A 22323-nucleotide genomic window follows, 5' to 3' on the forward strand; every position below is an offset into this window, starting at 1 on the left:
GACGTTGCCACCCCCGCTCGCGTAGCGCGAAACGGGCTGACGCAACCCAAGGTTTGCGGCAGCGTGCTCCCTTCGTATTCGCCGCGGAAGGCCGCGCCTGCGCCCGTACAGGTTCACGGAATGGGCGCGGGGCGACCGCATCGTGCTCGACCGCGACGAGAAGTACTGGGCCCCCGGTCAACCGTATCTGGAGCGGATTACATGGAAGATCACGCCGGACGTCTCGGGCCGCGCCACCGCGCTCGAAACGGGCGCGGCACAATATGGCGGGCGCAACCCGCTGACGTTCGCCGATGCCGACCGCCTCGCGAAGCTGCCCAACCTCGTGGTCTCGCGTGAAGGTTATAACGGCTACACGGCGTGGCTGTGGCTTGAGCCCAATCTGCGCGACCCTCTCCTCGGCAAGCTCGAAGTACGTCAGGCTATCTCGCACGCGATCGATCGCGACGTACTGTCAAGACGGTCTGGGACGGGTATGCGGTGCCCGCGACGGGGGCCGAGTCGTCGCTCGTGAAGGCGTTCTATACGCCTGATACGCAGCAATACCCGTACGATCCCAAGCGCGCGTCGAGGTCCGCCACGAGTGTCACAACCCGCGCCGTATGACCATCGGTGTCACGAATACGTGCGGCAAAGCAATGTCAAAATGCGATTCGCCCTTGAGCCATCAGCTCGCCGTCCACTGCGCCGCCAGCTTCTTCAGCGTCGCCCGATCAACCTTGTTCGTCGGCGCAAGCGGCAAGGCATCGACAAACCACACCTGCCGCGGATGCTGATACGGCGGCGCATGTTCCAGCGCGAAAGCCTTCACATCGTCCGCGCTCAACGAACTGCCCGGTTTCAGTACGATGAACGCGGCAGGCTTGGTTCCCTTGATGGGATCGTCCACAGGCACCACGCACGCCTGCTGAATGGCGAAGTGGCGCTCGAGCATGGTTTCGACATCGCTTGGAAAGATGTTCTCGCCGCCCGAAACGAACATATCGTCCCGGCGACCGACGAACGTATAAAAGCCGTCGGCGTCGCGATAGAAGACATCGCCCGTCCGATAGAAGCCATCTGGCGAAATGGGTGACGGGAGATCCGGGCGGTTGTGATATCCGTTCATCAGACCCGGACTGCACAACTCGAGCTCACCTTCCGAAGCCTGCGCGCCGCTTTCATCGACGAGGCGCATGTCCACCAGCGGATGCGCTACTCCCACCGCGCGCGGCGGCGTTGGCAGACCATTGGGGTGCGGGCCGAACACGACCGGACCGCCCTCCGTCGTACCGTATGCGTTGATGACCTTCGCGTTTGGCAACAGTGAATGGATCTGCCCCAGCAGTGCGTCGCTGACCGGCGCTGAGCCCATACGCACATAACGCACCGACGACAGGTCGGCCTGCTCCAGCAGCTGGCGCTCCTGCAGCATCATGGCGATCATCGGCGGCACGGACGTCAGCCATGTGCAGTGCCATTCATTGATCGCGTTGATGTACTGGCGTGCATTGAACTGCGGCAGCAACACGGTTTCCACATGTGCCGCGAGTGCCAGAAACGTGAGCGCCAATGCATTCATATGAAACAGCGGCGCGGCGATCAACAGGCGCTCGCCACTCAGCGGCTGTCCTGCCAGCCGCGTCGCCACGACCCACAAGTGGCTCTGATGTGACAGCACGACGCCCTTCGGCCGGCCCGTCGAACCCGATGTATAGAGGATCAGCGCCGCCTCTCCCGCTTCAGGCACGTGCGGATCGAACGGCTTGCGTACTGGCGAATCGGCACGACGGGTATAAGCAGAAAACGTAACGATGTTCTCGGGCAGAGGCAACAGTCGCCACTGGTCGAATACCACGCATTGCAATTCGGGCGGCACATCCGCTCCGCGAGGAGGATCGCAGAACACAAGGCGCGCGCCGCTGTCGGCGATCACCTGCGCAATCAGCGCGCGCGGAAGCTTCCAGTTCACCGGCACTGCGACGAGCCCGGCACGCATGATGCCCAGCACCGTCGCGATGTATTGCGCAGAGTTGGCGGCCAGCACGGCGACACGATCGCCTGGCTGATACCTCGCACTCAGGCTATACGCGACGTCGTCGGCCATCGCATTCAGCTCGCCGAAGCTGTAGCGGGCCGCTTGCTGCCCTTCCCCGACGCTGATCAGCGCCAACGCGTCGGGGTTCCGATCGACGTCGATCAACGCGCCCAGATTGAACGGAAAGGTCATCGGATGAACTCCAGCACAGTATCGAAGGCCGGCAGCGCCACCAGCGTGCGGTCGTCTTCCTGCGCCGCCGGCAGCCCAGCCGCCGACGCCAGCATTGCTACCTCGGACCATCGTGGCGTGCGCACCGTCATCGCGGCGAAGCGCGGCGAACGCCGTGTTACGTGCGATGCGAGCGTGCCGAAATACGCGTCGAAACGCGCACGGTCCCAGAACGCGAGCCTGAATCCCTCAGACGCCTCGCCGAGACGCGCATAAGCGTCGCGGTCAGCATCGACGACGTGCAGCGCGTCGAGCGCATACGCACCGTTGCCATGCACTTTCCATTCGTCGCGGAACACGAATTCGGGCGTCAGGTGCTGACAGAAATACACGCGCCCGCCCCATGCCGGACCCGGCTTGAGCCGGACTGTAACGAAGCGCGCATCGCCCAGCCCCGTCACCGGCCGCGAGAAATGCTGCGGCGGCGTCGCGTCGAAACCCGCTGCGTGCAGCGCGTCGAACGTGCGCTGCGGATCGTTGCTGCGATACACGAGCCCGTCCGCACCGAGCGGACTCGCGGCGATTTCCTCGCGAATCGTCGCGCCGTCCAGAGGCAAGCCGATCAGTTCGAGATAGTGTCCGTCGAACATGATCGCGTGGTTGATCGAACCGAGCGTGTGGTAGCCGCGCGGCGTCAACGTGAAGCCGAGCTCCGCGAACAGCGTTTGTGCCGCATCGGTATCAAAACGCGTATTGATGACGAGGTGGTCGAGCGCGAGCGTCATGCTTTTTGCGCGGACGCGGCAGGCGTCGAGGTCGAATAGGCGCCGCGGCCGCTCGCGACGAGCTTGCCGTCCGCGTCGTACACATGCGCCTCGGCCGTCGCCACCTGCGCGCCGAAGCGGATCACCTTGCCCTTTACGCGCAGGTCGCCCGGGAACGCCGCGCGATGGTAATCGACGCGCAGGTCGATGGTCGGCACGCCCCGGCCGGTCTTCGACACAAGCGCCCAATCTGCCGCAAGGTCGACCAACGCCGCAAGAATGCCGCCGTGGGTGTAACGCTTGTCCGGATTCACGATCCATTCTTCGCGCCACGTCGCGGTCAGTTCAATCTCGCCTTCGCCGACCGACACGACTTTCAGACCCAGCCAGTCATGGAACGGCGCGCGCCTCAGGCGCGCTTCGACTTCTTCGGCAGCGGGCAACGCCGCCCTGTTTTCCGTTTCGCTCATTTCAACTCCTTAAGGATTAACAACGACCTTGCCCAGCACTTCGCGATCGCGGATCAGCCTCAGCCCTTCGGCGGCCTGTTCGAGCGGCACCGCGCGGTCAATGGCCGGCGTAAGTTCGCCGCGTTCGATCTGCCCGAGCAGCGCGCGCAGGTTGTCGTCATAGAAGCTGTTCGAACCGATCACGCGCAGCTCGAAACTCCAGATGTAGCGCAGGTCTTCCTGAGGGTCGTGGCCCGCGGTCGCGCCGCACACCAGCAGTGCACCGCCGCGCTTCAGACACTTCAACGACGGCACCCATGTATCCCCGCCGGTGAAGTTCACGACCACGTCGACGCCGCCCTCGTAATTGCGGCGCTGCGGCTTGCCATACCGCTCGATCGCCCACTTCGAGAAGTTAGTGGTCCGGTAGTTGACGACGTGGTCTGCGCCCAGCGCCTTCAGTTGCTCCGCCTTCTCGTCGCTGCCTGCGCACGCGATCACCTCCGCGCCGAGCTGCTTCGCCAGCAGCAGCGAAGCCGTACCCACGCCGCCGCTGGCGCCCAGAATGAGCACGCGGTCGCCGGTCTTGACGGTGGCGTGCGTCACCAGCATCCGGTGAGCCGTGCCGTACGCGACCGGCAGCGCGGACGCCGCATCGAATCCGACCGCGTCGGGCAGCGCGATCAGCTGGGCAGCGGACACCGCGCAGTATTCGGCCATGCCGCCGTCGAGCATCTCACCCATCAGCCCCTTCTCGCGATTGAGCGGATTCACCAGCACGCGGTCGCCGACATGCCACCCATCGACACTCTCGCCGACTTCGACGATCTCACCCGCCATGTCGAGGCCGATCACCACCGGCAGCGGCACCTTGATTCCCGGCATCCCCTTCACGGTGAACACGTCGTGATAGTTGAACGACGATGCACGCACGCGAATCACCACGCCATCTGGCGCGGCCCTCGGCACCGGCTTGTCGGTGACGACCTGCAACTGGTCGAGATCGCCATGGGCGCCGAGCACCAGTGCTTTCATCGTCGACGGAACGGAAACTGACATCAGAGAAACTCCAGAGGTTGATCTATCGGATCGATTTGGACGCGACATACGGGCCGGTGGTCAACAGCTCGGCCGGCAGCGAGCCTTGAATCACGCCGCCATCGACGAAGATCCTGTGCTCGCGCTTGAGCGTGTCCAGGTCGATCGGTTCGAACGTGACGCGGTTAATATCCGACCAACGCGCCGCATAGGCATCGGCATCGTCGGCGGGCAGGTTTGCGCTCTTTTGCAGAATCGCGGCGACTTCGCTGCGATGCGTTGCGCCCCATTGCAACGCATCGCGCATTGCGGCGATCGCTTTCGCGATGTCGTCCGGATGCTTCGACAGATAGTCCGCGCGCACGACGCTGACGCCGATGTACGGCGTCGCGTCCGACTTCGTCAGCTTCTTCCATTCCTCGCCGAAAGAGCCAAGGCGCTTAACTTTCAGCTCGCTGATCTGTGCGACCGTGACAGAGCGCAGCGCGGCGGCGTCCACCTGCTTCTGCACGAGAAATTGTGCGAGTCGCGCTTCGTTGCCGGGCACGAGAGAAAAGTCGTTGCTTTTGATGTTCTCGTTGCCTTGCAGCACCGCTGTCGCGATTGCGGCGACAGAGCTGCCGGCCGGCGACATGCCGACGCGCTTGCCGCGCAGATCGGCGAGCGAACGGATCGGCGAATCCTGCGGCGCGACGAATTCCACGTCGGCCGGCTGCGTGGCGAGCACGATGCGCAGTGGCACGCCTTCCGCGCTGGAACTGAACACCGCGGCAGCGGGCGCGGCGAACGCAAAGTCGATGGCGTTCGCGGCCAGCGCGCGGTTCGGCGCGTTGACGTCGGCGAAGCGCACAAACTGCACGTCGAGTCCGCGCTGCTGCAGGAACTTCTGGGCTTCGAGCACCGCGCCGAAGCCGAGGCTCACGCCGCTCGTCCAGTAGCCGACACGGATCGGCTCCGCACTGGCGGTATGCGCCACGCCCATCAGCGCGGCGGCCAGCGCAGCGACACGTACGGCATGCTTGCCGAATGCGAAAGTTGAAGAAATCATTCCTATGGTCCCCGTTAGCGTTCCGTCAAACTGTGTTTTTCCAGCGAAACAGACGCCGCTCCAGCGGCTTCAGCACGCCGGCTTCGATCAGCAGCATCAATACGACGAGCGTGACCGTCCATGCGAATACCTGATCGGTCTGCACCAGGTCCGCCGCCTGGCGCAGCCGGTAGCCGATGCCGTTCGACGAACCGATCGTCTCCGCCACCAGCGACACGCGCCACCCGAAGCCGAACGCGAGCCGCGCGCCTGAGAAGAAGTGCGGCAGGATGGTCGGCAGATAAATCTTGCGCATGATCTGCGGGCTGGACATGCGGAAGCTGCGCGCGAGCTCGACGTGCTGTCGCTCCACGGTCAACGCGCCGCGCCAGACGTTGGTGAGGATCAGCGGCATCGCCGTCATGAACACGACGAACACGGTGGTCGCATCGGAAATGCCGAACCAGATGATCGCGAACACGGCCCAGATCGCCGACGAGACGGTATTGACGATAGACAGCAGCGGCTCCAGGAAGCGCGCCGCGCGCGGATTCGCGCCAAGAAAAATGCCGAGCGGCGCACCAATCGCCGCGGCAAGAAGGAAGCCGGCCAGCACGCGATACAGCGTGATGCCAAGGTCGCTCGCGAAGGTGCCGGAATGCAGCAGCGTCGCGAGCGCGTGCGCAACCTTCAACGGGCCCGGCAGCACGAAGGCCGGCATACGCAGCGACGCGAGCCACCAGAGGGCCACCAGCAACGCGAGCAGCGCGATACGCTGCGCGACGAGCCACGCCCAACGGGCGGAACGCGAAGGCCGCGATACGTCGGCAACTAGCGGTGTTCCGCCGGGTCGCCAGGGCGTTCTGAACGATTCGGTCGCGCGCTTCATATCAGCATCCTCACTCGGCGGATGGTTCCAGCCACGGCTTCGTCGACCGCGCTGCGCGGCCGTGGCAAATCGACGGTGACGACCTCGCGCACCCGACCCGGCCGAGGCGCAAGCACGACGATGCGATCGGCCAGCACGACTGCCTCCTCAACGTCGTGCGTCACGAACAGCACGGTAAGCTGCCGCTCGGCCCGGATCCGCAGCAATTCGGCGTGCATCTGCTCGCGGGTCTGCGGATCGAGCTTCGAGAACGGCTCGTCCATCAGCAGAATTCGCGGCTCGCCGACCAGACTCCGAGCAAGCGCAACACGGCTACGCATGCCGCCGGACAGTTCGTGCGGATAGCGCTCAGCGAAGGCACCAAGGCCGACCATGTCGAGCGCCGCGTCGGCACGCTTGCGGCGCTCTCGTGCGGACAAGCGCGGATGTCCGGCTTCGAGACCGAACTCCGTATTGGACCGCGCGCTGCGCCACGGCAGCAACCGGTCTTCCTGGAACATATAGGCGAGAGCGGGCGGCCCCTCGCGCCGCGTCGTGCGCGCGCCGTCAAGGCGCACCTCGCCGCGGTCTGCCGCCAGCAGTCCAGCCACAATATTGAGTAGCGTGCTCTTGCCGCAGCCGGACGTGCCGAGCAACGCGACAACCTCACCATCTGCGACATCGAACTCGACGCCGTCGAGCACGGCCAAATCCCCGAAGCGTTTCCCGACCCCGCGCACGGCTACCGCGAGCGAGCTCATCGCCGCAACTCCGCGACACTGAATACCGGCAGCGACGCGCCCGCACTCGACAGGCTCGCGTACACCTTCTCCATCGTCATCGCGCGGAACGTTTCGATGTGCCGGCGCGCTATGGTTTCCGCGCGGCGGCCGTCGCTCGCCTCGAAGGCATCGATCAATGCGTTGTGGTCATGCCTGATTTCCGGCTTCGTGCCTTGCACGCCGAAGCCGAGCGCGACGAGCCGGGACATTTCATCCATCAAGTTTGCGAGCATCCGGTGCAGACGCTCGTTGCCGCTCGCCCGCGCGATCTCGAGATGAAATTCGCGATTCGCATCGAGGAACACGTCAATCTGGTCGGACAACTCACGCTCCGGATACGGGACCCGGCATTCGGCTTCCAGCCGCCGCAACAGCGCGACGTCGACGCGGCCACATGCAAGCCGGGCGGCGAGCGGTTCGAGCTGCGTGCGCAACTCGAAGACTTCTTCGACGTCGCGCAGCGTGATCGGCGCAACACGATAGCCCTGGCGCGGCATGGCGCGCACGAAACCCTCATGAACCAGCTTCACGAGCGCGACGCGACAGCTGCTTTTGCCGATCCCGTACGACTCCATCAGTTGACCTTCGGTCAGCGTCGAGCCCGGCATGAAGCGGCACGACAGCACGTCGCGGCGAATGCGCTGGTAAGCATCCTCGCCGCGTGCGCCAAGCGGCTCGCCTGGCGCGGCGGATTCAGTGGTAACGGACTCGTCGATCATGGCTTTCGGCTCGTGAGCGGCTCACAGAAGGCTGTTGAACAATCAGACGCCCATCGTAGTCGTCATACGCGCTGCGCCTAACCAATTATGTGGAACAACGATCTTAGATTTTTCGATACCGTGAGCAGCTCACGAATGTCCGATTTGTCACTTCCCTTATCGGTTTATCTTCGTAGGCGTGGCGCATTTCGTGCCTTTACAATCGGCAGCCTTGCGAAAGGGGGCTTCCATGACGCATGACGTACAGACCTTACCCGCCACGCTGCAACTGACCGACGTTTCCATGTCGTACCGCACGCGTGGCGCAGACATTCACGCGCTGCACGAGGTCAGTGTGAGCGTCGGCGCTGGCGAATTCGTATCGATCCTCGGGCCGTCTGGTTGCGGCAAGTCGACATTGCTGAAAGTTGCGGCCGGCCTGCTGCAGCCGACGAGAGGAGAGATAGCGTTTCATGACACGCGCGCGGCGCGCGCCGACGTGGGCGTCGCCTTTCAGAAGCCGCTGCTGCTTCCGTGGAAAAGCGTGCGGGAGAATGTATTGCTGCCCGTACGCGCGGCCGGCTTGCCGGTAGAGCGCTACCAGGCGCGCTGCAACCAGCTGCTCGACACCATGGGACTGGCCGCGTTCGCCGGCAACTACCCGCGCGAGCTTTCCGGCGGCATGCAGCAGCGTGTCGGACTCGCGCGGATGCTGATCGCAGATCCGTCAGTTTTGCTGATGGATGAGCCGTTCTCCGCGCTCGACGCGATGACGCGCGAAGCGCTTTCGCTTGAGCTGCAACGCATCTGGATTGCAGACCGCAAGTCGGTGCTATTCATCACGCACAGCATTGCCGAGGCGGTCTTCCTGTCGGACCGCGTGCTCGTCATGTCCGCGCGGCCGGGCCAGATCGTCGAATCGCTCGACATCGAACTGCCCCGGCCCCGCACGCTCGACACCATGACGGCGCCCGCTTTCGTCGACGCCTGCAACCACCTACGCCAGCGCTTCATCCAATGAGAACGCTCTCTTACCGTCTCGGCACTCGCTTCTGGTTGCCGCCGCTAATTACCCTCGCGATCGTAGTCGGCGGATGGCAGGCAGCCGTCGCCGCCCTGCACATTCCGCAATACATCCTGCCGTTGCCGTCCGACGTGCTCGCCGCGCTTGTCGACGGTTTCGCCGACGGCACATTGTGGCCGCACATCGGCTACACCCTGCTCGAGACCGCAGCCGGCTATGCGATCGGCTCGCTATTCGCGGTGCTATTCGGCGCCGTTCTCGCCGAGTCAGTCACGTTCGAGCGCTACGTGTATCCGCTTCTGACCGGCATTCAGGCCGTGCCGAAAGTCGCGCTTGCGCCTCTGATTCTCGTGTGGTTCGGTTTCGGCTTCGCCTCCAAGCTGGTGCTCGTGATCCTGATCTGCTTCTTTCCGTTGTTCATCAACATGCTGGTCGGCATCCGCCGCGTGGACCCGGAGCTGATCGACGCGTGCCGGGCATTCCATGCGTCGCGTGCGTTCATCTTCTTCCACGTCAAGCTGCCCTACGTGGCCGGCGATATCTTCGCTGGCCTGCAGATCGGCGTGTCGCTGGCGCTGATCGGCGCGGTGGTCGGCGAATTCGTGTCGTCGCAGCAAGGCCTTGGCTATCTCGTGCAATCGTCGGCCACCAACATGAGTATTCCGACGATGTATGCCGGTGTGGTGCTGCTCGCGGTCATCGGCATCGCCGGCTCGTTAGGAGTTCGAGCCATTCATCGACGAGTCGTGTTCTGGGAAACGTCTACAAACGAGGAATGAAATTGCAAACTCTCCATGCACGCGTTTCGCACGCCATGCGCTTCCTGCGCCGTCCGCTGTCCGCCGCTGCCGGCGTCGCGTTGACTGCCGCGTTACAGGCTTCACCCGCACACGCAGTCGATGCGGTGACAGTCGCGCTCGCGATCCCGCCGACGGTGACCGATGGTGGCATCTGGACCATCGGTAATGAACTCGGCATCTGGAAGAAAGAGAACCTCGCCGTCGAGACACTCACGTTCGAAGGCGCTGGCGCGCTGGTGCCGCAGGTGGCATCGGGTCACGCGACGATCGGCCTCCCGGTGGTCGATCCGATTCTTGCCGCGTATGCCGCTGGTCGCGGCGACCTGCCCGTGCGCTACTTCTATAACGCCACGCCCGTGTACACGATGGAATTCGCGGTGCCAGCCAGCTCGCCGATCAAGACGTTGGCCGACCTGAAGGGCAAGAAGATCGGTGTCGGCGCGCTAACGTGGGGCACGATTCCAAGCTCGCGCGCAGTCTTGAAGGAAGCGTCGCTCGCCAAAGGCGATTACGCCATCGTCCCCGTCGGCGTGCTTGGCTCCGGTTTCCATGCGCTCAACGTCGGCCAGATCGATGCGCTGAATTACAACAGCAGCTGGCACGACATGCTGGAACTGTCAGGCACGCCGCTGCGTCGGATTCAGTATCCGGCCCCGTTCGGGCAGATGGCCGGCAACGGTTTTATCGCCAACGCGCAGGCGCTGCAATCGAACCCCGATCTTTACGCGCGGTTCGGACGTGCGTACACCGAAGCGCAACTCGCGTGCTCGGCGAATGTGCAACTTTGCGTCGAGTCGTTCTGGAGAAAGCATCCCGAAACGCGCCCGAAGACCGGCGACGCAGCAGTGAACCTGAAAAACGCGGAGGAACTCGTGCGTCGCCGGCTCGCGCGCGTCACCCTGACCGCCGACGGCAAGCCGCGCACGCCGGGCGAATTCGATCTGACGATCATTCGACAGTTCGTGAAGCAGATGGCCGCCGACGGCGAATTCGCGTCCGCCAACGTGCCGGTCGACACGCTCTTTACCAATCAACTCGTGCCGCAGTTCAGCCGTTTTGACAAGGACGCGGTAGTGCGCGCTGCTCGCGCCGCGCATTGAACAGCGACAACAGGAAGACTTTGCCATGACGAATGCTCACTCCCCTTCGCTGCTCGTCGAGCCGCGCGATGCGTTGATCGACGTGCCGCGGCGCATCCGGCTCGCACATTTCGCGCAGGAGGAGACCGTGGAGATTCGCGCCTCGCTCACTCGCGCAGACGGTAGCGTGTGGCAGAGCCGCGCGCTCTTTACGGTCGACGCGAACGGCGCGCTCGATCTCAGCGAAGCGGTGCCGGCCGAAGGCAGCAGTTATCGACATGCATCGGCAAGCGGCCTGATCTGGTCGCTCGCGCTCATTAGCGGCAGCGAAGGTGTGCGTGCCGACGAAGCGATCGACGCGCGCACGATCGAACTGGAAGCGACCGGCGCGTCGGGCTCGCGTGCGAGCGCGACACTCATGCAGCAGATCGTCGGCGAAGGCGTGTCGCGCACGGAGATTCGCGAGGCAGGCCTCGCCGGAACCTTGTTCCGTCCGGCCGCTGCGGGCCCGCATCCCGTCGTGATCGTGTTGAACGGATCCGGCGGCGGCATCAACGAAGCGCGGGCCGCTGTGCTCGCAGCGCATGGATTCGCCGGGTTCGCGCTGGGTTATTTCCAGGCGCCCGGCAGACCCGACTATATCTCCGCGACCCCGCTCGAATACTTCGCCAAGGCGATCGAATGGGTGCAGAAGACGCTGGCGCCGACGCACGGCTTCGTCGCGTTGCTCGGGCAGTCGCGTGGCGCGGAACTCGCACTGCTGCTCGGCGCTACTTATGGCCGGGCGGTGTCGGCCGTGGTCGGTTACGTCCCGAGCTCGGTGGTGCACGGCGCATTGCGGGCGGGCCGCCCCGGCGAGCATCCGGATGCGCCAGCATGGACGCTCGACGGACAGCCGCTGCCCACGGTCTGGGACAACAATCGGAACGCCGACTGGTCCGTGTTCAACAGCACGGTATCGCCGGTACGCCAGGCACCGTCGTTCGTCTCCGCGCTGCAGGATCCGGATGCGGTCGAGCGCAGTCGCATTCGCGTAGAGGACATAGCGGGTCCGGTGCTGCTGCTTTCCGGCACCGACGACGGCTTTTGGCCTTCATCGGCGATGGCCGACAGCATTATTGAGCGGCTGCGGGAGGTAAAGCATCCCTATCCGGCCGCGCATTTGAAGTACGACGGCGCCGGGCATTCGATTCAGTTCCCGTTTGTACCGACCACGCGCATCGTCAAACCACACGCTGTGGCCAAGGTCGATCTCACTGCGGGGGGGACACCCGGGGCCAATGCGCATGCAAACGCGGACTCGTGGCCGAGGGTCGTGGAGTTTTTGCGAGCCGCCATATTGTTAAATGCGCCTTTGTGAGTTGTGCCGGCCATGTCCAGGACCGTAGTGGTTGATGTGCTGTCCCGTGCACCCCGGTGGGTTTTGTCGCGCCAAGGCGTCGGGCTAGAGTTCGAGCCCGACCAAAAAACGACGAATGAGATGGACAAGACGAAGAAGGTGCCTCGTGCAACGTCGCCATCGCCTATCGGAAAAGTCCTCAAGCGATTGCACTACCCATTGGCGGTGATCCTGCTGGACGAGACCCTACGTCAAGGTCAAAGGCCAATGGAAATACTTGTATCGAGCCGTCGACAAGGCGGGCAACACGGTGGATTTTCTGCTACGTGCCCATCGCGAAGGCCGCTGTTCGCCACTACTTCGGAAAGGCAATTGGACAGAACGGCGGGCCCGAGACCATTACCGTGGACACGAGTGGCGCTAATCTGGCCACGCTCACGACGCTCAACGCAGACCGGCGGACGCCAATCAAAATCCGGCAGAACAAGTATCTGAACAATGTCATCGAGCAGGACCATCGGCTTATTTCTGGGCCGCTGTTGAATTGCGAGTGGGCCAGCCGCAAGCCGAAGGCCAGTCAACAACTTGTGCGCCTCGTCGTCAATTAGCGGCAGGAAGAATGAATCCAGAACAGGCGCGATGGCGACCTATGCCTGCGCTGGCGTATCCGGCAGCTTTTCGCCTGTCGTCGACGTCTCGTCGACGGCGGCATCGCTATTGGTAAGCTCGTCTTCCGCCCCTTCGCTCATGCGTTGAATCGCATCGGCGATTTCAGCTGGGATCGCATAGTGCACCATGTGCCCCGCGCCGGGTGCAACGAGGAGCGTGCTTCCAGGGATCGCCCGATGCAGTCGGACAGAATGCGCTTTAGGGTCGACGACCTTGTCATCCGCTCCCGCGAAGATGCTGAGCGGCGTCTTGAGGCCCGAGTAATGGGCACCTAACTGTGCGGCGGCCGGGATCATGAACGCTGCATCCTCCGCCTCGGCTCTGATTTGCACTGGACGGAGCACCATTTCACGAGCCACGGATTCGAAGAAGTCATCCGGAATCGGTGCCGGGGCGAACATTGCTTGCACCGTGCGCTTGAACAGGAGGCGGCCGCTCAACGGCGAGACCGTGTACCGCAGCACGTCACCGAGGATGGGAAGTGCTGCTGGCGCAGCTAGCGCTACGTCAGCGCGGGCGGTCGGATAGTAATAACCGGAAACCAGCACGAGGCCACGCAGGTCTGCGGCGTCGCCGAGCGCCATGTTTAGTGCTACCAGGGTGCCCCAGGAATGCCCGAGTACGACCGGCTGCTGTACGCCGATCTGCCTGAGCGCCTGTTGTATGACCGTGCCTTGGGTCTGTGGGGTCCACAGCCGGTCGCGCGGCCGCCCGCTGTGTCCGTATCCCGGACGGTCAAAGGCGATCACGCGGTGTCGCTCTGATAAACGGTCGATCAACCCGCTGGCGACGAAGTCTTGCAGCAGCACGGCATTTCCATGCAGAAGCACGACTGCGGGCCCATCCCCCTTGTCAACATAATGAAGCGGCACACCGTCGACTTCCACAAAACGGCCGGCCGGCGGATTATCGCCTTCCGCTTTGCGGGCACGATGCCGCACCCACAGCGCACCGACGGCGGCGGCGGTCGCGGCGGCCGCGACGGCTCCGATTGTTTTAGGGGGTATAGGAAGATTGTTCAAAAAGCGGCCCATGACTTCTCCAGTAGTAGCCGCGGCGGAAGCGATCCGCTTCAGAAGAAGATCAGCTCGCTGCCGCAGCTTATGAGTGCTCGATGGCCTGGTCGGCTGAGGAGTGCGCCCAGGATCGCGTCCCCGACTTTTGCGCAATGCCCATGCCGCGACCGGCTTCCAGGTTGTCGCCGCATCCAAACGAGCCGAAACGCGCGGCGCCGTCGGCCATGAAGGACCTTCACTCGAAGCGTCACTGGGACGTCCACGAGACGCTGAAACCGGACAAACAGTCGTTCGTTACCATGCGCCGGCGTCGCCCGGTGTCCCGTGGCGACGCTCGACGGATGATCGAGCACTTTCCGAGCGACTTTTAAACGCCGATTGACGATCAGACTCGCTCGGCGATCCTTGACCTTGCCCCTGTTTGACGAATCCCACGCCTCGTTGAATTATGCTGGTTCCCCTTTCCGCCTTCCGTTACCGTAAACTGCCCCGATTCGGGAGCCACCTCTGTGCGGGCTGGGCCTTGTGGTTATCCAGCGGCAACGCGATGAGCGGGGTGACGCAAGCCGAGGTTCTCACGCAACGTACGCCCCTCGTATTCCTTTCTGAACAGGCCTCGCCGCCGCAATTCAGGAACGATCAGCTCGACAAAATCCGTGAGACCATCAGGCAATACCGGCGGCATCACATTGAAACCATCGGCGCCAAAATTTGCAAAGCGCTCTTCGAGTTGATCCACGATCTGTGTCGGCGTACCGACGAGTTGCCAGTGACCACGCGCGCCGGCCACACGCAGATACAATTGACGCAGCGTCAGATTCTCACGCCGAGCAAGTTCCAGCGTCAGCGCCTGACGGCTTTTGCTTGCGTTCGTCTCCGGAAGCTGAGGGATGGGACCATCGAGCGGATACGCCGAAAGATCAAATCCGCCGGTAAGCGTGGATATCAGCGCGAGACCGACCTTTGGATCGACAAGCGACTGCAATTCCTCAAACTTCTCTTTCGCTTCGCTTTCCGTGCGGCCGACAATTGGGAGCACGCCCGGCATGATCTTCAAATCGTCCGGGTGCCGTCCGTAGGCCTGCAAACGTCCTTTGACATCTGCATAGAAGTCGATCGCATCCTGTAAGGTCTGCTGCGCGGTAAAAATGACTTCCGCGGTTCTCGCGGCCAGATCGCGACCTGCCTCGGACGATCCCGCCTGCACGACGACTGGACGCCCTTGCGGCGAACGGGCAACATTGAGCGGCCCTCTCACCTGGAAGAATCGCCCTTTGTGATTCAATACGTGACGTTTGGCCGGATCGAAAAAACGCCCAGCCGTTTTGTCGCGAACGAATGCATCGTCTTCCCAACTGTCCCACAACGCGGTAGTGACTTCGGCGAACTCCGCTGCACGCTCATAACGCTCTGAGTGATCGAAATGCTTGTCGCGATTGAAGTTCTTCGCTTCATGCTCGCTTGACGACGTGACCAGATTCCAGCCCGCACGCCCCCCGCTGATGTGATCGAGCGACGCGAATTTGCGTGCGATATGAAACGGTTCATTGAAACTGGTCGAAGCCGTTGCCACCAGACCGACTCTCTCTGTCACTGCAGCGAGCGCCGACAGCAGCGTAATAGGCTCGAACTGCGCGACATAGCTGTGAGCGGTCCGACTAAGAAATTCGACGTTATCGCCACGCGTACCGGCACCGTCCGCGAGAAAGACGAGATCGAATTTTGCGGTCTCCGCTAACTTCGCGAGTTGCACATAATGGCGAAAATTGACGCCCGCATCCGCTTGCGCGTTCGGGTGGCGCCACGCGGCGATGTGATGACCCGCGGGATAGAGAAACGCGCCAAGGCGCAAATGACCGCTACGTCTGTTCATGAGATCTCGCTGACGAAAATGTGATGCCGGCTGCAGGCCAACTACTCACGCAGGGGCGCCGCCGAAGCATTTGCCATTTGTCTTTTTCACCCTCGCCTCCCGACGATAGGAATGCCCGTGTCTATATGAGAATCGAACGACGCATTACCTGCTCTTGCAGCGAACAGAATGAGTGAGCATCGTCTAACAATGGGGTAGCCATATGAGCAGAGAATCATAAAGGCAATCATTCCCGCAGCCATCGACGAAAAACTGATAACCATATGGAGCACAGACCTCTAAATAGTGCCGGATATATTCATTAAACTGCAGAACCCCGCGAATACAATTCACCAAGGTGCTCCTCGCCGGCACGCCCTCCCTACCTTCCTGCCGACCGCATTTCACAACGACATGTGTCAGCTATTCGCACTTAACGCAGCCGAACCCACCGACATCACTTTCTCTTTCACGGGCTTCACCGCGCGCGGTGGTCTGACGGACCATCACATCGACGGTTGGGGAATCGCGCTTTATGAGGGCAAAGCATGCCGCGTGCTTGCCGATGACCGTCCTGCCTGCTCATCACCGCTCGCAGCGCTGCTCAAAGCCAATCCATTGAAGTCACGCAATGTCGTCGCGCACATTCGCAAGGCGACGCAAGGTGATCCCAGTCTTGAGAATTGCCACCCGTTCGTGCGCGAATGGCGGGGGTCTCAATGGGTGTTTGCGCACAATGGAGATATGAAAGCCGTCGAGCCTTTGCAACCGGGTCTCTTTTCGCCGATTGGGACGACGGATAGTGAAGCCGTTTTCTGCCACATCATGAATGTTCTGGCAGACCGCTTTTCAGGCGTCAAGCTTCATTACGACGCGTTGTTCGACACACTGGTTCAGATCGTCGGCAAACTCACGCAGAACGGAATTTTCAATTTTCTTCTATCAAATGGCGAAGCGCAGTTTGCCTACTGCTCCACACGACTCGCGTACGTGACACGTGCCTGGCCGTTTCAGAGCGCAAAGCTCATCGACGCGGACCTGTCTATCGATTTTGCCGCTAGCGGCCAGCCGCACGATCGCAATACGGTAATCGCCACCACGCCGCTAACGGACGAAGCTTGGGTGATCTGCGAACCCGGCGATCTGTTGATGTTCTCGGATGGCAGTTTGCGCCAACAAGCGTTCGTACCCGTTCCGCAGCATGTCATCGAAGCGGCATCCTGCGCGGTGTACGCAGAATGACATGGGCTGCGCATTGCGCTCAGTCTATGGACACGCCATCGAACCGGTGGCTTCCAAGTGGGGAAAACACAAGGCCTTTCACGCGCTTCGAAGCCGGCAACGAAACGATTGAGTGCGCAATGGGTGTGTACGGCACTTCTTCTTTGAAGATTACCTGAGCCTGTTCGTACAGTTTCGAACGCTCCTGCACGTCCGAAGTGGAGCGCGCCTTAACGATCAATGCGTTGAACTCCGGATCGCACCATTTCGACAGATTGCTGCCATGCACTGCATCGCAGCCGAGCAATGTGCCGAGCCAGTTGTCCGGGTCGCCGTTGTCGCCTGACCAGCCATACAGAATCGCATCGTGTTCGCCGCCCTGCTTTGCGCGGCGATTGTATTCGCCCCACTCGTAGCTCACAATCTTCGCACGCACGCCGATGTTTGCCCAATCTTGCTGGACGAGTTGCGCCATCAGTTGCGCATTCGGATTGTAGGGACGTTGAACCGGCATTGCCCATAGCGAGAGTTCGAAGCCATTCGGAAACCCTGCTTTGGCCAGTAACGCCTTCGCTTTTTCCGGATCAAAAGGCGCGTCTTTCAACTGGTTGTTGTAAGACCACTGCGCAGGCGGCATCGGATTGTGCGCGACGGCCGCGTTGCCGGCGAATACGGCCTTGATGATCGACGGTTTGTCGATAGCCATATCCAGCGCACGCCGCACGTCAGTATTCCCAAGTGGTCCGTGCTGCGTGTTGTAGGCGACGAAGCCGACGTTAAAGCCCACACCGGACACGACCGAAAGGCCCGAATTGCGCTTCACAATCTCGAGATCGGCAGGACGCGGAAATACCGACACCTGGCATTCGCCGCTCTGAAGTTTCTGGACGCGCACCGCTGGATCCGGCGTAATGGCGAAAATCAGATGGGCCAGTTTCACATCGGCCGGACGCCAGTAGGTCGGGTTGCCGTCGTACCGGATCAGCGCGTCTTTCTGATAAGAGCGAAACACGAATGGACCAGTGCCCACTGGCAACTGGTTGATGTCCGCTTCACGATGCGCCGTATGCAGCTGCGCCGCATATTGCGCGGACAGAATAGAAGCGAAGTTCATCGCGAGATTTCGAACAAAGACGACATCAGGTAGTTTGAGCTGGAAACGCACCGTGTAAGCGTCGACCCGCTCAATACGTAAGAGATTCTTGTCGAAACCGAGATCGCTGAAGTACGGGAAGCTCGAAGGATAGGCTTTGCGAAAGGGATCCTCGGGGTCGAGCATGCGATTGAACGTGAACAGCACGTCGTCCGCATTGAAGTCACGTGTCGGTGTGAACCATGCTGTAGTCTGAAACTTGACGCCGCGCCGCAGATGAAACGTGTAGCTGCGCTGATCTGCGGAAACATCCCAACTCGTTGCAAGCGCGGGTTCGATATCCAACGTGCCGCGACGAAACTCCACGAGTTCGTTATAAACGGCATTGCTGCTCGCATCGAAATCCGTGCTTGTGGTGTGCTGACCCGGATCGAATCCTGCCGGACTGCCCTCGCTGCAGAACACCAGCGTCTTATTGCCCGCTGCAATAGCGGGCGTGGTAATCGTCGCGAAGGCGAGAAGTATGCACGCCCCTGCTAAAGACAGCGTGACGCGCAATGCGCGCAAACATGCCGGCGGGACGTTCTTATGGATTTTGCGGATTGTCATGAGGCACAGATGAAAAGCGTCGATACGGGACTGACATAAAAATGCCCCGTTACTGCACGATAACGGGGCGAATCCCTATTTGAGGAGTGTCGAGGAGACAACTCATCGTATCGTCGCAGCGACCTCGTTCCAACAGCCGATTCATCATATGCATATGACAAGGGCGTCATTAGCGGGCAAAGCGATTCTTCGCAACGCGGCGGCGTGCGATCTGGGTAGTCCCGGCCAACATGCGCGTTCCATATCTTTATCTGAATGTAGCTATTTAACCTTCGCATAACGCAGCGTTAGTCCCGACTTGCAATGCAGATAGGCCGATAGCAAGAAAATCTGCTCGAGGAATTTTTTATCCGCTGCAGCGGGTATTCACAGGGAGCTAACGTGAGCGTCGAATTCATCGGCATGAGCCAGCAACGCAAGGTGTCGGAAACGCACTTGCCTCAAGGGCCCGCTATCGATACGAATGACGTTCGTACCTTGCTCAGGCACACGAGACCGCCGGATTCGATCGGATTCTCGTTCCGCATAGCTCGACGAGTCCTGACGCAACTATCACCATTGCGTATGCCGCAAGCGTGACCTCGCGAGTGCATTTCATGCTCGCGCACCGGCCTGGATTCGTCGCGCCCACGCTCGCCGCGCGCCAGATCGCCACGCTCGATCACTTTTCGGGTGGAATGCTTCCACGTGCCGAAGAGACGAACACCGTTCGCCCTTTCAGATCGGCGACGCTTCGAATGGTGGAGCGCGGGCCGACGAGAATACCGAGTTGCGTGCCCGAGCCGACTCGCGTCGCGACGATTTTCAGCGAAGGATCGCCCACGGCCGCAGCAAGCACGGGCAAGTCGCCCGCCGGTGCGAGGTCCACCGCGCCCGCCCGTTGCGCTTCGAATAGCGGCGCAGCCCCCTGAAAGTTCGCCCAGCGATATGCATAAGGTGCGTCGTCCAGAACTTTCGCCGCTTCGACCAGCGCACGAGTACCGCCAGCCTGATCGCCTAATACCAGCGTCACGTTGCTCGTCTCCGCCGCGCTTTGCCCGCTGCGAATGGACATCGAAACAAGCGGCGCGACGGAAAGTGCACGCAATGCACGCCGCCGCGACAGGAATGACGTTGAAGCAGATCCGCTCATAGGGCCTCGCCGAAGTTAGTCAGCACAGCGTATCGGCGAAACACGAGCGTGTGAATTATTCACTTTCGATATATTTATAACGATCGAATATTTATGTTTTGCATGCGTTCCTATGTGTGTGTTTTTGCATTGGCTGCCGCGGTCATTGCGGGTTACCTCGCAATTCTGCGGCACCGGGCAAGACGGTACCCGGCACCGATGGTCTATGTGACGCGCAGGCGTCGCGAGGCGATACGAACCGGTCGAACAGGCTGCATAGCCGGCTATCGCCCAAGGTCGCGCCGTATGCCGAACTCAACGACGTGAGTCCAGGGATTTTCGCTTCGACTTCGTCGCGATCTCCTGAAAAATACGCGCAATCTTCACACGTGCTGCACCGCTGTTGCGTTCGCATATCGCCTCCCGATGTTCAACGCGCATTTCGCTTTACCCGCACTTCGCTTTAGCGGATGAACGCGTCACTGCCCGAAATTGGACCAGTACGGCGCGAAAACATGGACCGACAGCACGTAACCGATCGCCACGTTCACAACCACGCCCGCTGTGAAAGCGACCAACGGCTTCAGACCCGTGGCGGTCAGCGAAGCGAAGCGCGTCGTCAGCCCGATGCTAAGAAAGCAGAACGTGAATGCCCAGGTGCGCAGCGCAACGATCGGAGCAACGAATGCAGGGGTCACGACGCTCCGGTAATCGGCCAGTGTGTAGTGCGACGAAATCCACGTGACGAGCACCGACGCAATGACGAATCCGATCACGAACTTCGGAAAGCGCACCCAGATTTCCCTTGCGCGAGTTTCCGTGCGTAATTCTTCGCCGGCTTCACGATCCCAACGCGTAGTCGCGACGATGGCCAGCACGAATGCCCAGATACCGATCCAGATGTCACGCCCGACCACTTTCATGAGCACAAATGCCTGCAGGGAAGCTTCCGGAGCACCTGCCACTGCACCACCCGCGTGGCGCGCAAAATCGCCATATGCCTGAGCCGCGGCAATTCCCGCAGCATCGGCGAATTCGGACGTACCGATCCACGCGCCGGCAACGCCGGTGGGAAGTCCAAGCAGGCGCGACACACCCGGCAGTGCAAACACCATCACGATCGCCCATATCACGACTAGCGTGATAGCAACCGACGCCTGCTCGCGCCTGGCCCGCACCGCCCCAGCGATAGCGATGGCCGCCGACACACCGCACACGGCGCCGCCCACGCCGAGCACTGCCGCGAAGCGTTTGTCGATAGCAAGCGCGCGTGCCGCAAAGTAAATCACGAAGAATGTGACGAGCGACACGATCGTCGCCTGCCCGATCGCGACCGGGCCACCCCACGCAATCAGCGTGAGCGGCAGCGTGGCGCCGAGCAGCACGATCCCTACCTTGATATACAGTTCGACGCGAAGCGCCGGGGCGAGCCACTCCGGCACGCCAATCACGTTTGAAATGACCAGTCCGAGTGCAAGCGCGATAAGCGGCGGCTCGAGGTTATATGTGCTTGCCTGCGCCCACGCGCCTGCAGAGAAAATCAACGCCGAGAGAATGAATACGGCGACGAACCCGACCAGGAAGCGTCCGATCTGCTGACCCAGTGCGCCGATTGCGGCCGAAAACACAATTGCGAATGCGATGAACAGGGAGACATAGCCACTCGCATGTTTCGCAACGTCCACGCCAAGCTGCGCGGGCTGAGCCCATTTCGCCGGCGCGACGGTTAGCCACTTGATGCTCGTGCCCGATGCGAACAGCGCGTAAGCTACGACGATCGCAAAGAGACCGATTGCGACTGCCCACCAATCTTCGCTTCCGATCGACCTGCGCTTTTCATGCGAGCCCACGTTCGCATCCGTAGCCACGTTGCGCGCCGCTGAAGTATTGCTCATCACATTCCCCTATAGTTGCGGTTGATCGCGACCAACTGCGCGTATTTTTTGTCAGGCGACGTGCTTTTTGCGCGCAGCGATCCAGCTGACGCCAGCTTTTTCATGCAAACGTCAACAATCCAGTATGCGATCGCTATTTCTAAACGCGAAATGACGAATTGATCTTTGCATATTGCCTGCGAAAATGAACCCGTCGGAACGCGCCGAGCCAAAACATGGCGACCGGCAATCAGTCGCCCACGCCGACTACAGCGCGCAGAATCACCGGCTGCCCGCCGCGCAGCGACACGGCGCCGAACACCGAGCGCGCGTGCACGCCGGCATCGCCGAGAACCTCGACCAGCAGATCGGACGCGCCGTCGAGCACCCTGGCGTGGTCTTCGAAAGCGGCGTCTGCGTTGACGAAGCCCTGCACGTCGAGAACCTGCTTCACGCGATCGAGCGAGCCGAGTTCGTCGCGCAGCACGAGCAGCAGTTCCAGCGCCGCCTCGCGTGCGAACGCAATGCCGTCTTCGAGCGTGAGCGTGTCACCCAGCCTGCCTTTAGATGGCTTCCCGTCGATCGAAGCGCCTGCCGACTTGCCCGACACGAAAACGAGATCACCCCAGCGCGTGGCATTACGATAGTTCGCCTTCGGGTTGCTGGAAGCGCGATCGGAAGCGATCAGGCGGTTCAATCTTTCGTCGGCATTCATAGTGTTCCTGTCGATATGAAAGCGTGTAATTACGCGGATCAGCCCCCCCAGTTTATGAGGCGTCGATCAACGCGCTAAACAACGAAGCTTCATATCGATATGGCCAG

General features: G+C 61.6%; 18 protein-coding genes and 4 pseudogenes. 8 read left to right on the forward strand and 14 right to left on the reverse strand.

Translation table 11 applies throughout. The annotated features are described in order from the left end of the window. Window positions 1-103: 103 nt before the first annotated feature. Window positions 104-567, forward strand: a pseudogene (locus ACOCG7_RS22315) (ABC transporter substrate-binding protein); the annotation flags it as partial. A gap of 100 nt (window positions 568-667) precedes the next feature. Here the strand turns inward: ACOCG7_RS22315 and ACOCG7_RS22320 are convergent. The 8 genes from ACOCG7_RS22320 to ACOCG7_RS22355 are packed head-to-tail and all read right to left on the reverse strand — an operon-like array spanning window position 668 to window position 7835. Then, entirely contained in the window at window positions 668-2209 is a 1542-nt protein-coding gene (locus ACOCG7_RS22320) for a class I adenylate-forming enzyme family protein (RefSeq protein ID WP_421380011.1), read from the reverse strand. Beyond that, window positions 2206-2973 (reverse strand): VOC family protein, encoded by a 768-nt coding sequence (locus tag ACOCG7_RS22325; RefSeq protein ID WP_421380014.1) that lies wholly within the window; start codon window positions 2971-2973, stop codon window positions 2206-2208. Before ACOCG7_RS22325 ends, ACOCG7_RS22320 begins: the two co-directional genes overlap by 4 nt. Then, window positions 2970-3422: a PaaI family thioesterase gene (locus ACOCG7_RS22330; protein ID WP_083083561.1), complete on the reverse strand. Its 453-nt coding sequence runs from the start codon at window positions 3420-3422 to the stop codon at window positions 2970-2972. Before ACOCG7_RS22330 ends, ACOCG7_RS22325 begins: the two co-directional genes overlap by 4 nt. 9 nt (window positions 3423-3431) lie before the next feature. Beyond that, window positions 3432-4436, reverse strand: a complete 1005-nt coding sequence (locus tag ACOCG7_RS22335) for a zinc-binding dehydrogenase (RefSeq protein WP_193615262.1) — start codon at window positions 4434-4436, stop codon at window positions 3432-3434. A gap of 46 nt (window positions 4437-4482) precedes the next feature. Further along, entirely contained in the window at window positions 4483-5487 is a 1005-nt protein-coding gene (locus tag ACOCG7_RS22340) for an ABC transporter substrate-binding protein (protein WP_083083559.1), read from the reverse strand. A gap of 25 nt (window positions 5488-5512) precedes the next feature. Beyond that, complete coding sequence (locus ACOCG7_RS22345) at window positions 5513-6355, reverse strand: ABC transporter permease (protein WP_421380018.1); 843 nt, start codon at window positions 6353-6355, stop codon at window positions 5513-5515. Then, complete coding sequence (locus ACOCG7_RS22350) at window positions 6352-7095, reverse strand: ABC transporter ATP-binding protein (protein ID WP_347143064.1); 744 nt, start codon at window positions 7093-7095, stop codon at window positions 6352-6354. Before ACOCG7_RS22350 ends, ACOCG7_RS22345 begins: the two co-directional genes overlap by 4 nt. After that, window positions 7092-7835 carry a GntR family transcriptional regulator gene (locus tag ACOCG7_RS22355; RefSeq protein WP_347143065.1) on the reverse strand — a complete coding sequence of 248 codons (744 nt, stop codon included), beginning with the start codon at window positions 7833-7835 and terminating at the stop codon, window positions 7092-7094. The genes ACOCG7_RS22350 and ACOCG7_RS22355 overlap by 4 nt, the downstream gene beginning before the upstream one ends. Window positions 7836-8064: 229 nt before the next feature. Here ACOCG7_RS22355 and ACOCG7_RS22360 point away from each other — a divergent pair, with 229 nt between their 5' ends. The 5 genes and pseudogenes from ACOCG7_RS22360 to ACOCG7_RS22380 all read left to right on the forward strand — a co-directional run. Then, entirely contained in the window at window positions 8065-8835 is a 771-nt protein-coding gene (locus tag ACOCG7_RS22360) for an ABC transporter ATP-binding protein (protein WP_421380531.1), read from the forward strand. Continuing rightward, window positions 8832-9617, forward strand: a complete 786-nt coding sequence (locus tag ACOCG7_RS22365) for an ABC transporter permease (protein ID WP_083083557.1) — start codon at window positions 8832-8834, stop codon at window positions 9615-9617. The genes ACOCG7_RS22360 and ACOCG7_RS22365 overlap by 4 nt, the downstream gene beginning before the upstream one ends. Further along, a complete protein-coding gene (locus ACOCG7_RS22370; RefSeq protein ID WP_227470700.1) occupies window positions 9614-10738 on the forward strand; it encodes an ABC transporter substrate-binding protein in 1125 nt (374 codons plus the stop codon). The genes ACOCG7_RS22365 and ACOCG7_RS22370 overlap by 4 nt, the downstream gene beginning before the upstream one ends. A 25-nt stretch (window positions 10739-10763) precedes the next feature. Further along, window positions 10764-12077, forward strand: coding sequence for an acyl-CoA thioester hydrolase/BAAT C-terminal domain-containing protein (locus tag ACOCG7_RS22375; RefSeq protein WP_421380024.1), 1314 nt, complete (start codon window positions 10764-10766; stop codon window positions 12075-12077). Between the two features lie 120 nt (window positions 12078-12197). After that, window positions 12198-12394 (forward strand): annotated as a pseudogene (locus ACOCG7_RS22380) (DDE-type integrase/transposase/recombinase); the annotation flags it as partial. Window positions 12395-12703: 309 nt separating this feature from the next. On the opposite strand, the gene ACOCG7_RS22385 reads toward ACOCG7_RS22380, so the two are convergent. Beyond that, window positions 12704-13759: an alpha/beta fold hydrolase gene (locus ACOCG7_RS22385; protein ID WP_083083555.1), complete on the reverse strand. Its 1056-nt coding sequence runs from the start codon at window positions 13757-13759 to the stop codon at window positions 12704-12706. A 511-nt stretch (window positions 13760-14270) separates the two neighbouring features. Next, on the reverse strand, window positions 14271-15614 hold the full coding sequence (locus tag ACOCG7_RS22390; protein WP_083083554.1) for an LLM class flavin-dependent oxidoreductase: 1344 nt from the start codon (window positions 15612-15614) through the stop codon (window positions 14271-14273). Window positions 15615-16007: 393 nt separating this feature from the next. Between ACOCG7_RS22390 and ACOCG7_RS22395 the strand changes: the two genes are divergently transcribed. Then, the gene (locus ACOCG7_RS22395; protein WP_083083553.1) at window positions 16008-16835 is read left to right on the forward strand and encodes a class II glutamine amidotransferase; all 828 of its coding nucleotides are present in this window, start codon (window positions 16008-16010) and stop codon (window positions 16833-16835) included. A 19-nt stretch (window positions 16836-16854) separates the two neighbouring features. Here ACOCG7_RS22395 and ACOCG7_RS22400 read toward each other — a convergent pair whose 3' ends face one another. Beyond that, complete coding sequence (locus ACOCG7_RS22400) at window positions 16855-18516, reverse strand: ABC transporter substrate-binding protein (protein ID WP_083083552.1); 1662 nt, start codon at window positions 18514-18516, stop codon at window positions 16855-16857. Window positions 18517-18897: 381 nt separating this feature from the next. On the opposite strand from ACOCG7_RS22400, the pseudogene ACOCG7_RS22405 reads away from it, so the two are divergent. Further along, window positions 18898-19199, forward strand: a pseudogene (locus ACOCG7_RS22405) (LLM class flavin-dependent oxidoreductase); the annotation flags it as partial. Here ACOCG7_RS22405 and ACOCG7_RS22410 read toward each other — a convergent pair. The 3 genes and pseudogenes from ACOCG7_RS22410 to ACOCG7_RS22420 all read right to left on the reverse strand — a co-directional run. Continuing rightward, window positions 19193-19648, reverse strand: a pseudogene (locus ACOCG7_RS22410) (ABC transporter substrate-binding protein); the annotation flags it as partial. The pseudogenes ACOCG7_RS22405 and ACOCG7_RS22410 overlap by 7 nt on opposite strands. Before the next feature lie 458 nt (window positions 19649-20106). Beyond that, on the reverse strand, window positions 20107-21522 hold the full coding sequence (locus ACOCG7_RS22415; RefSeq protein ID WP_083083551.1) for a YeiH family protein: 1416 nt from the start codon (window positions 21520-21522) through the stop codon (window positions 20107-20109). Window positions 21523-21751: 229 nt separating this feature from the next. After that, on the reverse strand, window positions 21752-22216 hold the full coding sequence (locus ACOCG7_RS22420) for a RidA family protein (RefSeq protein WP_083083550.1): 465 nt from the start codon (window positions 22214-22216) through the stop codon (window positions 21752-21754). Window positions 22217-22323: the final 107 nt, after the last annotated feature.

Source organism: Paraburkholderia sp. DD10, assembly GCF_049177125.1.
In the GTDB taxonomy this organism is placed as follows: Bacteria; Pseudomonadota; Gammaproteobacteria; order Burkholderiales; family Burkholderiaceae; genus Paraburkholderia; species Paraburkholderia terricola.